Origin of the sequence: Hydrogenophaga sp. (genome assembly GCF_028698005.1) — a bacterium.
In the GTDB taxonomy this organism is placed as follows: Bacteria; Pseudomonadota; Gammaproteobacteria; order Burkholderiales; family Burkholderiaceae_C; genus Hydrogenophaga.
The window spans coordinates 1-12660 of the sequence record NZ_JAQVEJ010000081.1; the positions used below are offsets into that span (position 1 = coordinate 1).

General features: G+C 64.1%; 8 protein-coding genes, 1 tRNA gene and 1 pseudogene. All 10 read right to left on the bottom strand.

The window, feature by feature from the left end; genetic code table 11:
• Positions 1-263: 263 nt before the first annotated feature.
• Positions 264-4487 carry a DNA-directed RNA polymerase subunit beta' gene (gene rpoC, locus PHQ87_RS09490; protein WP_300233359.1) on the bottom strand — a complete coding sequence of 1408 codons (4224 nt, stop codon included), beginning with the start codon at positions 4485-4487 and terminating at the stop codon, positions 264-266.
• Positions 4488-4513: 26 nt separating this feature from the next.
• Positions 4514-8635 (bottom strand): DNA-directed RNA polymerase subunit beta, encoded by a 4122-nt coding sequence (gene rpoB, locus PHQ87_RS09495; RefSeq protein ID WP_300233361.1) that lies wholly within the window; start codon positions 8633-8635, stop codon positions 4514-4516.
• Positions 8636-8897: 262 nt separating this feature from the next.
• Positions 8898-9278: a 50S ribosomal protein L7/L12 gene (gene rplL, locus PHQ87_RS09500; protein WP_300233363.1), complete on the bottom strand. Its 381-nt coding sequence runs from the start codon at positions 9276-9278 to the stop codon at positions 8898-8900.
• 46 nt (positions 9279-9324) lie between these two features.
• The gene (gene rplJ / locus PHQ87_RS09505; protein ID WP_300233364.1) at positions 9325-9831 is read right to left on the bottom strand and encodes a 50S ribosomal protein L10; all 507 of its coding nucleotides are present in this window, start codon (positions 9829-9831) and stop codon (positions 9325-9327) included.
• 255 nt (positions 9832-10086) lie between these two features.
• Positions 10087-10782 (bottom strand): 50S ribosomal protein L1, encoded by a 696-nt coding sequence (gene rplA, locus PHQ87_RS09510; protein WP_300233366.1) that lies wholly within the window; start codon positions 10780-10782, stop codon positions 10087-10089.
• A 1-nt stretch (position 10783) separates the two neighbouring features.
• Entirely contained in the window at positions 10784-11215 is a 432-nt protein-coding gene (rplK, locus tag PHQ87_RS09515; RefSeq protein WP_300233368.1) for a 50S ribosomal protein L11, read from the bottom strand.
• 113 nt (positions 11216-11328) lie between these two features.
• Positions 11329-11898, bottom strand: coding sequence for a transcription termination/antitermination protein NusG (gene nusG / locus PHQ87_RS09520; RefSeq protein WP_300233369.1), 570 nt, complete (start codon positions 11896-11898; stop codon positions 11329-11331).
• Positions 11898-12281, bottom strand: a complete 384-nt coding sequence (secE, locus tag PHQ87_RS09525; protein WP_300233371.1) for a preprotein translocase subunit SecE — start codon at positions 12279-12281, stop codon at positions 11898-11900. The genes nusG and secE overlap by 1 nt, the downstream gene beginning before the upstream one ends.
• Positions 12282-12429: 148 nt before the next feature.
• Positions 12430-12505: transfer RNA gene (locus PHQ87_RS09530), tRNA-Trp, on the bottom strand.
• Positions 12506-12533: 28 nt separating this feature from the next.
• Positions 12534-12660, bottom strand: a pseudogene (locus PHQ87_RS09535) (elongation factor Tu); the annotation flags it as partial.

The following is a 12660-nucleotide window of genomic DNA, read 5'->3' on the forward strand; positions in this document are numbered from 1 at the left end:
GTAGGCGCCCACGGCCCAGAACAGCACCAGCACCATCGCCACCAGCAGCACCCATGTGGTTGTCGTCATCCCTGTCCCTCCTGCACGCGATGATCTGTACCTGCGGCGCAGGCACGGCCGTGGCCCATCCGGGCCCGGCGCACGCAATATACCGCAGGGGGTCACGTGCCTGGCGCCGCCGCCACCGGCACGGCGACGAAAAAAGGCCCCCGGCCGGATGACCGGGGGCCTTGATGCACCGAACGGCAGACGCCGTCCCGGTGTCACTCGCCGTCGGAGGGTGCAGCCTCGCTGTTGGCGGCCTCGGCCTGGTCGGCCGCCAGGGCCAGGGCATCGGCCTCGGCAATGGCGCGGCGCTCCTCGTCGTCCATCTTTTCCTTGGCACGACGGGCCTCGTGGTAGGCCATGCCGGTACCCGCCGGGATCAGGCGGCCGACGATGACATTCTCCTTCAGGCCGCGCAGCTCGTCCTTCTTGCCCATGATCGCGGCCTCGGTGAGCACGCGGGTCGTTTCCTGGAAGGAAGCGGCCGAGATGAACGAGTCGGTCGACAGCGACGCCTTGGTGATACCCAGCAGCACGTTGCTGTAGGTGGCCGGGATCTTGCCTTCGGCGCGCAGGGCGTCGTTGGTGTTGAGGATCTCGGAACGCTCGACCTGCTCGCCGGCGATGTAGGACGAATCGCCCGGGTTCTCGACCACCACGCGACGCAGCATCTGGCGCACGATCACCTCGATGTGCTTGTCGTTGATCTTCACACCCTGCAAGCGGTAAACGTCCTGCACCTCATCGACGATGTAGCGCGACAGCTCTTCCATGCCCAGCAGGCGCAGGATGTCCTGCGGATCGGCCGGACCGTCGACGATGCTCTCGCCCTTGTTGACCACCTGGCCTTCGTGCACCAGGATGTTCTTTTCCTTGGGGATGAGCTCTTCCCAGACCTTGCCTTCGGGGTCGGTGATCTGCAGGCGGATCTTGCCCTTGGTCTCCTTGCCGAACGACACCGTGCCGGTCATCTCGGCCAGGATGCCCTTGTCCTTGGGCGAGCGGGCCTCGAACAGCTCGGCCACACGCGGCAGACCGCCCGTGATGTCACGGGTCTTCTGGCCTTCGACCGGGATGCGGGCCAGCACTTCGCCGGGGCCCACGTCCTGGCCATCGCGCACCTGGATCAGGGCGCCGACCTGGAAGCCGATGGTCACCGAATGGTCGGTACCGGGGATCTTGACCTCGTTGCCCTGGGCATCGATCAGCTTGACCTGCGGCCGCACCACCTTGGCGGCGCCGCGGCGTTTCGGATCGATCACCACCAGTGTGGACAGGCCGGTGACGTCGTCCACCTGCTTGGCCACCGTCAGGCCCTCTTCCACGTTCTCGAACTTCACCGTGCCGGCGTACTCGGTGATGATCGGGCGCGTCAGCGGATCCCAGTTGGCCAGGATGGTGCCTGCCTTGATGGTCTCGTCGGGCTTGACGGTCAGCACGGCACCGTACGGCACCTTGTGGCGCTCGCGCTCGCGGCCGTGCTCGTCCTGAATGATGATCTCGCCCGAGCGCGCAATCACCACCAGCTCACCCTTGGTGTTGGTCACATAGCGCATCGTGGCGTTGAAGCCGATGATGCCGTTGGACTTGGCCTCCACGCTCGAGGCCACGGCGGCGCGCGACGCGGCACCACCGATGTGGAAGGTGCGCATGGTCAGCTGCGTACCGGGTTCGCCGATCGACTGGGCGGCAATCACGCCCACGGCCTCGCCGATGTTGACCAGGCCACCGCGGCCCAGGTCGCGACCGTAGCACTTGGCACACAGGCCGTAGCGGGTTTCGCAGGTCAGCGCGGTGCGCACCTTGACCTCGTCCACGCCCGCGGCTTCGAGCTCGTCGAGCATGTCCTCGTCCAGCAGCACGCCGGCCTCGACGAGGACCTGGCGCGTCTCGGGATGGATCACCTCCTCGGCCGTGGTGCGGCCCAGGATTCGGTCACGCAGCGACTCGATCACCTCACCACCCTCGACGATGGCACGCATCAGGGCACCATTGGTCGTGCCGCAGTCCTCGTGGGTGACCACCAGATCCTGCGTCACATCCACCAGACGGCGGGTCAGGTAACCCGAGTTCGCCGTCTTCAGCGCCGTGTCGGCCAGACCCTTGCGGGCACCGTGCGTCGAGATGAAGTACTGCAGAACGTTCAGGCCTTCGCGGAAGTTCGCGGTGATCGGCGTCTCGATGATCGAGCCGTCCGGCTTGGCCATCAGGCCGCGCATGCCGGCGAGCTGACGGATCTGGGCGGCAGAACCCCGGGCACCCGAGTCGGCCATCATGTAGATGGAGTTGAAGGACTCCTGGTCGACTTCCTTGCCGGACGCGTCGATGGTCTTCTGCTTGGCCAGCTGGGCCATCATGACCTTGGAGATCTCGTCACCGGCCTTGCCCCAGATGTCCACCACCTTGTTGTAGCGCTCACCGGCGGTCACCAGGCCCGAGGCGTACTGGTGCGAGATTTCCTTCACCTCGGCTTCGGCGCGCGCGATGATCTCGGCCTTCTGCGGCGGCACGAGCATGTCGTCCACGCAGATCGAGATGCCGGCGCGCGTGGCCAGGCGGAAGCCGTTCTGCAGCAGCTTGTCGGCGAAGACCACGGTCTCCTTCAGACCACACTTGCGGAACGAGGCGTTGATGAGCTTGGAGATCTCCTTCTTCTTCAGCGCCTTGTTCAGCACCTCGAAGGGCAGACCCTTGGGCAGGATCTCGGACAGCAGGGCACGACCGACCGTGGTGTCGACCAGCTTGGTGTTGGGCACGAATTCGCCCGTGGCCTTGTCCTTGAGCCATTCGGTCAGGCGGACGCTGATCCGGGCCGTGATCTCGACCGAGCCCGAATCCAGCGCACGCTGGACTTCGGCCACGTCGGAGAACACCATGCCCTCGCCCTTGCCGTTGATCTTTTCGCGGGTCGTGTAGTACAGACCCAGCACCACGTCCTGCGACGGCACGATCGAGGGTTCACCCGAGGCCGGGAACAGCACGTTGTTCGAGGCCAGCATCAGGGTGCGGGCTTCGAGCTGGGCTTCCACCGACAGCGGCACGTGCACGGCCATCTGGTCGCCGTCGAAGTCGGCGTTGAAGGCCGCGCAGACCAGCGGGTGCAGCTGGATCGCCTTGCCTTCGATGAGGATCGGCTCGAAGGCCTGGATACCCAGGCGGTGCAGCGTCGGCGCGCGGTTCAGCAGGACGGGGTGCTCCTTGATCACCTCTTCCAGGATGTCCCACACCACCGGCGTGCCGGCTTCCACTTCCTTCTTCGCCGCCTTGATGGTGGTGGCGATGCCCATCGCCTCCAGGCGCGAGAAGATAAAGGGCTTGAACAGCTCCAGCGCCATCAGCTTGGGCAGGCCGCACTGGTGCAGCTTCAGGGTCGGGCCCACGGTAATGACCGAACGGCCCGAGTAGTCGACGCGCTTGCCCAGCAGGTTCTGGCGGAAGCGGCCGCTCTTGCCCTTGATCATGTCGGCCAGCGACTTCAGGGCGCGCTTGTTGGCGCCCGTCATCGCCTTGCCGCGGCGGCCGTTGTCCAGCAGGCTGTCCACGGCTTCCTGCAGCATCCGCTTTTCGTTGCGCGCGATGATCTCGGGCGCCTTGAGCTCCAGCAGACGGCGCAGACGGCTGTTGCGGTTGATGACGCGGCGGTACAGGTCGTTCAGGTCGGAGGTGGCGAAGCGGCCACCGTCCAGCGGCACCAGCGGACGCAGGTCCGGCGGCAGCACGGGCAGCACGTCCAGCACCATCCACTCGGGCTTGATACCCGATTTCTTGAAGGCTTCCAGCACCTTCAGGCGCTTGGCGTTCTTCTTGATCTTGAGTTCCGAGCCGGTCAGGTCGTTGCGCAGCTTCTCGATCTCGGTGTCGAGATCGATCGACTCCAGCAGTTCCTTGATGCCCTCCGCGCCCATCTTGGCGACGAACTCGTCACCGTACTCGCGGCGCTTGGCGTCGTAGTCCTCCTCGGTCATGATGCCGAACTTCTTCAGCGGCGTCATGCCGGGGTCCACCACCACATAGGCCTCGAAATACAGCACGCGCTCGATGTCGCGCAGCGTCATGTCCAGCACCAGGCCCAGACGCGAGGGCAGCGACTTCAGGAACCAGATGTGGGCGCAGGGCGCGGCCAGGTCGATGTGACCCATGCGCTCGCGGCGCACCTTGGTCTGCGTGACTTCAACGCCGCACTTCTCGCAGATCACACCCCGGTGCTTCAGGCGCTTGTACTTGCCGCACAGGCACTCGTAGTCCTTGATGGGGCCGAAGATCTTGGCGCAGAACAGACCGTCACGCTCGGGCTTGAAGGTCCGGTAGTTGATGGTTTCCGGCTTCTTGACTTCACCGAAGGACCAGGAACGGATCTTTTCCGGCGAGGCCAGGCCGATGCGGATGGCATCGAAGTGCTCGTCGGGTGTGAACTGCTTGAACAGGTCGAGCAAGGATTTCATATGTGTGTTTCCTCTACTTCAGTGAATCACGAACGCTCAAGCTCAATGTCGATGCCGAGCGACCGGATTTCCTTGACCAGCACGTTGAACGACTCGGGCATGCCGGCGTCGATGGCGTGCTCGCCCTTGACGATGGACTCGTACACCTTGGTACGACCCTGCACGTCGTCGGACTTGACGGTGAGCATTTCCTGCAGGATGTAGGAAGCGCCATAGGCCTCCAGTGCCCACACTTCCATCTCGCCGAAACGCTGGCCACCGAACTGCGCCTTGCCGCCCAGCGGCTGCTGCGTGACCAGCGAGTACGGGCCGGTCGAGCGGGCGTGCATCTTGTCGTCCACCAGGTGGTGCAGCTTGAGGTAGTGCATGTAGCCGACGGTGGTCGTGCGTTCGAATGCATCGCCGGTACGGCCGTCGTAGAGCTGCGCCTGCGTGCGCGTCGCCGTCAGGCCCTTGGCCTTGGCGATGTCGTCCGGGTAGGCCAGCTTGAGCATGTCCATGATTTCCTGCTCGGAGGCACCGTCGAACACCGGCGAGGCGAAGGGCACCCCGCTGGTGAGCTCCTGCGCCATCGCGCGCACCTCGTCATCGGACAGGCTGGACAGGTCTTCCTTGCGGCCGGTCTTGTTGTAGATCTCGTCCAGGAAGGCACGAAGCTCGCTGGTGGCCGCCTCGCGCTGCAGCATGTCGCCGATGCGATGGCCCAGGCCCTTGGCGGCCCAGCCCAGGTGAACCTCGAGCACCTGACCGATGTTCATCCGCGAGGGCACACCCAGCGGGTTGAGCACGATGTCGACCGGCGTGCCGTCGGCCAGGTGGGGCATGTCCTCCACCGGCGTGATCTTGGAGACCACGCCCTTGTTGCCGTGACGGCCGGCCATCTTGTCACCAGGCTGCAGGCGGCGCTTGACGGCCAGGTAGACCTTGACCATCTTGAGCACGCCGGCGGGCAGCTCATCGCCCTGCGTGAGCTTCTTGCGCTTTTCTTCGAAGGCCAGGTCGAAGCTGTGGCGCGTCTGCTCCATCGAGTTCTTGATGGATTCGAGCTGCGCGGCCACATCGTCATCGGCCGGGCGGATGTCGAACCAGTGGTACTTCTCGACCTCGCCCAGGTAGGCCTTGTCGATCTTGGTGCCCTTGGCCAGCTTCTTCGGGCCGCCGTTGGCGACCTTGCCGATCAGCAGCTTCTCGATCCGGTCGAAGGCGTCGGCCTCGACGATGCGCAGCTGGTCGTTCAGGTCCAGGCGGAAGCGCTTGAGCTCGTCGTCGATGATCTGCTGGGCACGCTTGTCGCGCTGGATGCCTTCACGCGTGAAGACCTGCACGTCGATGACGGTACCGGACGAGCCCTGGTCCACGCGCAGCGAGGTGTCCTTCACGTCGGATGCCTTCTCGCCGAAGATGGCGCGCAGCAGCTTTTCTTCCGGCGTCAGCGTGGTTTCGCCCTTGGGCGTGACCTTGCCCACCAGCACGTCGCCCGGCAGCACCTCGGCACCCACGTAGATGATGCCCGAATCGTCCAGGCGGTTGAGCTGCTGCTCGGCCAGGTTCGGGATGTCACGGGTGATTTCCTCGGCGCCCAGCTTGGTGTCGCGCGCCATGACCACCAGCTCCTCGATGTGGATGCTGGTGTAGCGGTCGTCGGCCACCACGCGCTCGCTGATCAGGATCGAGTCCTCGAAGTTGTAGCCGTTCCAGGGCATGAACGCGATCAGCATGTTCTGGCCGATCGAGATCTCGCCCAGATCGGTCGAGGCACCGTCGGCGATCACGTCACCCTTGGCCAGCTTGTCGCCCCGCTTGACGATCGGACGCTGGTGGATGTTGGTGTTCTGGTTCGAACGCTGATACTTGATCAGGTTGTAGATGTCCACGCCCACTTCACCGGCCACGGCTTCGTCGTCGTTGACACGGATCACAATGCGGGTCGCGTCGACATAGTCCACCACGCCGCCGCGCTTGGCGGTGACGACGGTGCCGGAGTCGACCGCGGCCACGCGCTCGATGCCGGTGCCGACCAGCGGCTTTTCCGGACGCAGCGTGGGCACCGCCTGGCGCGACATGTTGGCGCCCATCAGCGCGCGGTTCGCGTCGTCGTGCTCCAGGAAGGGCACCAGCGAGGCCGCCACCGACACGATCTGTGCCGGCGACACGTCCATGTACTCGATGGTCTCGGGCGGGGTCAGGATGGATTCACCCTTTTCACGGGCCGACACCAGATCACCGGTCAGGCGGCCATCGGCGTCGAGCGCCGCGTTGGCCTGGGCGATCACGTACTTGCTTTCCTCGATGGCCGACAGGTAGTCGATTTCGTTCGTGACCTTGCCGTCCACCACGCGGCGGTACGGGGTCTCGATGAAGCCGTACTCGTTCAGACGAGCGTACAGGGCCAGCGAGTTGATCAGACCGATGTTCGGGCCTTCCGGCGTTTCGATCGGACACACGCGACCGTAGTGCGTCACGTGCACGTCGCGCACCTCAAAGCCGGCGCGCTCGCGCGTCAGACCACCCGGGCCCAGGGCCGAGACGCGGCGCTTGTGCGTGATCTCGGCCAGCGGGTTGGTCTGGTCCATGAACTGCGACAGCTGCGATGCGCCGAAGAACTCCTTCAGAGCCGCGGAAATCGGCTTGGAGTTGATCAGGTCGTGCGGCATCAGGGGGTCCTGCTCGGCCTGGCCCAGACGCTCCTTCACAGCCTTCTCGATACGGGCCAGACCCGTGCGGTACTGGTTCTCGGCCAGCTCGCCGACACAGCGCACGCGGCGGTTGCCCAGGTGGTCGATGTCATCGACCTCACCGCGGCCGTTGCGCAGATCCACCAGGATCTTGACCACCGACAGGATGTCGTCGTTGTCCAGCACCATCGGGCCGGTGGCCTCGTCACGGCCCACGCGGGCGTTGAACTTCATGCGACCCACGCGCGAGAGGTCGTAGGTATCCGGGTTGTAGAACAGGCGATGGAACAGGGCCTGCACCGCGTCCTCGGTCGGCGGCTCGCCGGGGCGCATCATGCGGTAGATGGCCACGCGGGCGGCGAACTCGTCCGCCGTCTCGTCGACGCGCAGCGTCTGGCTGATGTAGGCGCCCTGGTCCAGTTCGTTGGTGTAGATGACTTGCAGATCCTGCACGCCGGCCGAGCGCAGCTTCTTGAGCAGGGTTTCGGTCAGCTCATCGTTGGCCTTGGCGATGATCTCGCCGGTATCCGGATCGACGATGGTGCGCGCCACCACACGACCGATCAGGAAATCCTCCGGCACGCTGATGTGGGTGGTGCCCGACTGCTCCAGCTCGCGGGTGTGGCGCGCGGTGATGCGCTTGTCCTTGGCCACCACCACCTTGCCGCTCTTGTCGGTGATGTCAAAGCGGGCCACCTCGCCGCGCAGACGCTCGGCCACAAAGGCCATCTGCGCACCGTTGTCCATCAGACGGATGTGGTCGTTGACGAAGAAGTTGGCCAGGATGGCTTCCGGCGTCAGACCAATGGCCTTGAGCAGGATGGTCACGGGCATCTTGCGGCGACGGTCGACGCGGAAGTACAGGATGTCCTTCGGATCGAACTCGAAATCCAGCCAGGAGCCGCGGTAGGGGATGATGCGGGCCGAGAACAGCAGCTTGCCCGAGCTGTGGGTCTTGCCCTTGTCATGCTCGAAGAAGACGCCGGGCGAGCGGTGCAGCTGGGAGACGATCACGCGCTCCGTGCCGTTGATGATGAACGAGCCCTTGTCGGTCATCAGGGGCACCTCGCCCATGTAGACCTCCTGCTCCTTCACTTCCTTGACCACCTTGGACTGCGGCGTGGACGATTCGCGGTCGTAGATGATCAGTTGCACGCGCGCGCGCACGGCCGAGGCGAAGGTCAGGCCGCGGGTCTGGCATTCGCGCACATCGAACGCGGGTTTGGCCAGGTTGTACTCGACGAACTTCATCTCGACGAAGCCGTTGTGCGAGACGATCGGGAAGGCCGAGTTGAACGCCGCCTGCAGGCCTTCGTCGGTGCGGCGGGTGGGTGGAACGTCGGCCTGCAGGAACGCCGTGTAGGCATCCTTCTGCATCTGCAGGAGGTAGGGAATCGCGAGCACGTTTTCGCGGCTGCCAAAGCTCTTGCGGATGCGCTTGCGTTCGGTGTACGAGTATTGGGATGCTGCCATGAGATCTCCGATGAGGTCTGCGGCGACTGACGTGCGCACCGGGCGGGCCTACCCGGTGGCGTGCTTGGCGGCAGGCCACTACCTGCCGTTGGCTGACGGCCCGCGCATTGCACGCGGGCCCGGACCAAGTGGTCTTCTGCAGTCGGGGTCAGAAGACACGGATAAGGGGACTCGCCGGAATCGCCTTATCGGTGCCTTTCTCGCAAAAGCACCAAAGGCTGGAGGCCCTTGCAGGTCACTCCAGCCTCGGGACAGGACCGAATTACTTGAGTTCGGCCTTGGCGCCGGCTTCCACCAGCTTCTTGACGGCGGCTTCGGCGTCGGCCTTGGCAACGCCTTCCTTGACGTTCTTGGGTGCGCCGTCGACCAGGTCCTTGGCTTCCTTCAGACCCAGGCCGGTGATTTCGCGCACGGCCTTGATGACGGACACCTTGTTCGCGCCGGCTTCGGTCAGCACGACGTTGAACTCGGTCTTCTCTTCGGCGGCGGCAGCGCCACCGGCGGCGGCACCACCAGCGGCCGGAGCGGCCATGGCGGCGGCGGACACGCCGAACTTCTCTTCAATGGCCTTGACCAGGTCATTGAGTTCCATGACGGTCATGCTGTCCAGAGCCGTCAGAAATGCGTCTTTATCGAATGCCATTTTGATTTCCTAACAATTGGTTGATTCAGGGGAATGGGCCACGCACTCAGGCAGCGGCCACCTCGCCCTCGCCCTTCTTGGCCGCCAATGCGCCCAGCACCACGGCGGTGCGGGAGATCGGCGACTTGAGCAAGCCACACAGCTGTGCCAGCAGCACTTCCTTGGAGGGAATGCTGGCCAGTTGCTTCACGCCGTTTTCGTCCAGGACTTTGCCGCCGTAGACGCCACCGCGGATGACCAGCTTGTCGTTGGTCTTCGCGAAATCGGCCACCACCTTCGCGGCGGCCACGGCATCTTCGGAGAAGCCATAGATCAGCGGGCCCGTCATCTGGTCGCCGGCCACCTCGAACGCGCTACCGGCCACAGCGCGGCGAACCAGGGTGTTCTTCAGAACACTCAGGCTGACACCGCTGCTGCGTGCCTTCACGCGCAGTTGGTCCATGGCAGCGACCGTGATGCCGCGGTATTCCGCCATCACGAGCGTTTGAGCTTTAGCGGCGAGGCTGGTCACTTCGTTGATGACCGCTTCTTTCTCACTGCGATTCAGACTCAAGGTCTACTCCTTCAATGTGCCTTCGGCCTTTCGGCTTCCGGCACGCTTCATTGCAGCGACCAACTGTTTCGGAACGGATTCCTTCTGCAGCGGGATCGCCATCTGCGCTGGCGGTTTCTGCACCATTAAGCCGCTTGGCCCTGCCGGGCTTCGCGTCACCAGCGGTCTTGGATGGCCCCGTCCGCCGGTCATTCGACCGATGGCCAGGCCCACCACACCCGGGGCCACCGCGGCGGCCCCGAATTCCTTCACGTATTACGCCCCGATGGTCGAGGTGTCCACGCGGACGCCCACGCCCATGGTCGAGGACACAGCCACCTTGCGCAGGTACACACCCTTGCTGGTGGCCGGCTTGGCCTTGTTCAGTGCATCGACCAGCGCGGCCAGGTTGCCTTGGAGCTTGTCGGCATCGAACGAGCGGCGGCCGATCGTGCCGTGCACGATACCGGCCTTGTCGACGCGGAACTGGACCTGACCGGCCTTGGCGTTCTTCACGGCCGTGGCCACATCGGGCGTCACGGTGCCGACCTTGGGGTTCGGCATCAGACCGCGCGGACCCAGGATCTGGCCCAGGGCACCGACGATGCGCATGGCATCCGGCGAGGCGATGACCACATCGAAGTCCATCTTGCCGGCCTTGATATCGGCGGCCAGATCATCGAAACCGACGACGTCGGCGCCAGCGGCCTTGGCTTCCTCAGCCTTGGCGCCCTGCGCGAACACGGCGACACGCTTGGTCTTGCCGGTGCCGTTGGGCAGCACCACCGCACCACGCACCACCTGGTCGGACTTCTTGGCGTCCACACCCAGCTGAATGGCCACGTCGATCGACTCGTCGAACTTGGCGTTCGCGAATTCCTTGACCAGCGCCAGGGCATCGGTCAGCGGGTAGAGCTTGGTGCTCTCGATTTTGCCTTGCTGGGCTTTTTGCTTCTTGGTCAGCTTTGCCATGTCACACGCCCTCCACGATCACGCCCATCGAACGGGCCGAGCCGGCGATGGTACGGACAGCCGCATCCAGGTCGGCGGCGGTCATGTCCTTTTGCTTGGTCTTGGCGATTTCCTCGAGCTGGGCGCGGGTGATCTTGCCAACCTTGTTCTTGTTGGGCACGGCAGAACCCTTGTCCAGCTTCAGCGCCTTCTTGATCAGCGTGACGGCCGGGGGGGTCTTGATGACAAAGGTGAAGCTCTTGTCCGCGAACGCGGTGATCACCACCGGCAGCGGCAGACCGGGCTCGACGCCCTGGGTCTGGGCGTTGAACGCCTTGCAGAACTCCATGATGTTCAGGCCGCGCTGACCCAGCGCCGGACCGATCGGGGGAGAGGGATTGGCCTTACCAGCTGGAACTTGCAGCTTGATGAAGCCGACGATTTTCTTCGCCATGGTTCAACTCCTGCGAGTGCAAACGGCTTTCGGAAAAGCCTCCTCGCGGTGGGGGATCCAGCAAGGGAAAAAGCCGACGGGACGCTGGATCGATCCGCCCCGCGGCCCGCTGATCAGGTCTTTTCGACCTGACCGAATTCGAGCTCCACCGGTGTGGCACGACCGAAGATGGTCACCGACACGCGCAGCTTGTTCTTCTCGTAGTTGACTTCCTCGACCGTGCCGTTGAAGTCGGTGAACGGTCCTTCCTTGACGCGCACGTATTCGCCAACGACAAATTCCACCTTGTGGCGGGGTTTGTCGGTGCCTTCCTGCATCTGCTCGACGATTTTCTGGACGTCTTCCTCGGAAATCGGAGCGGGCCGGTTGCGGGCACCACCAACGAAACCCGTCACCTTGTTGGTGTGCTTGACCAGATGCCAGGTGTCGTCGTCCATGACCATTTCCACCAGCACATAGCCGGGGAAAAACTTGCGCTCGGTGGTGCGCTTGACACCGTTGCGAACCTCGACCACCTCTTCGGTGGGCACCAGGATGCGGCCAAACTTGTGCTGCATGCCGGCGCGGTTGATGCGCTCGATGATGTTGCGTTCGGCGGCCTTCTCCATGCCCGAATAGGCATGCACCACGTACCAGCGCATGCCCTCGGTCGGCGTTCCCAGCGTGCTCTTTTGATCGGTCATTAGTTTCTCCAGCCCAGCACGAGATCGTAGAACACCCACTCAAGCGTCTTGTCGGTCAGCCAGAGGAACAGGGCCATGATCACGACGAACGCGAACACGTAGGCCGTCATCTGGACGGACTCCTTGCGCGTCGGCCAGACCACCTTCTTGACCTCGCGCCAGGCATCGCGGCCAAAAGCCAGCAGTTGCCGACCCGACTCGGACACCAGGAACACGGCCGCAGCCGCCACCAGCCCCACCAGCAGGCCGGCCCACTGTGCCAGCGCCCCCCGACCCGACAGCAGGTAGAAGGCCACAAAGGAGCCCAGCAGCAACACGGCCGCCGCAGCCAGCTTGGCCTTGTCGGCGCCGGTATGGACAGTTTGAACTTCGGATGTGGCCATGTGGTTCCAGATATGGGCAGCGCCCAGGCAACAGCCTGGCATGCGGGCAAGTCATCAGACAGGCAAGCCCACCTGAGGTCTTTCGACTTCGGCGGGCTTGTCGACCACGAAACTCGGCTCCTTGCGCGAACCGTTTCTCTCTATTTCGTGGCAGGGGCAGAGGGAATCGAACCCCCAACCTTCGGTTTTGGAGACCGACGCTCTGCCAATTGAGCTATACCCCTACTCGGCTTCTACCCTGCGAACAGGGAATTACTCGATGATCTTGGCGACGACGCCGGCGCCGACGGTGCGGCCACCTTCGCGGATGGCGAAGCGCAGACCTTCTTCCATGGCGATCGGGGCAATCAGCTTGACCGTGATCGACACGTTGTCACCG

What these genes read in the sequence shown, in the direction of transcription:
- rpoC (WP_300233359.1), bottom strand. Translation starts at nt 4,487, where the DNA reads ATGAAATCCTTGCTCGACCTGTTCAAGCAGTTCACACCCGACGAGCAC.
- rpoB (WP_300233361.1), bottom strand. Translation starts at nt 8,635, where the DNA reads ATGGCAGCATCCCAATACTCGTACACCGAACGCAAGCGCATCCGCAAG.
- rplL (WP_300233363.1), bottom strand. Translation starts at nt 9,278, where the DNA reads ATGGCATTCGATAAAGACGCATTTCTGACGGCTCTGGACAGCATGACC.
- rplA (WP_300233366.1), bottom strand. Translation starts at nt 10,782, where the DNA reads ATGGCAAAGCTGACCAAGAAGCAAAAAGCCCAGCAAGGCAAAATCGAG.
- rplK (WP_300233368.1), bottom strand. Translation starts at nt 11,215, where the DNA reads ATGGCGAAGAAAATCGTCGGCTTCATCAAGCTGCAAGTTCCAGCTGGT.
- nusG (WP_300233369.1), bottom strand. Translation starts at nt 11,898, where the DNA reads ATGACCGATCAAAAGAGCACGCTGGGAACGCCGACCGAGGGCATGCGC.
- secE (WP_300233371.1), bottom strand. Translation starts at nt 12,281, where the DNA reads ATGGCCACATCCGAAGTTCAAACTGTCCATACCGGCGCCGACAAGGCC.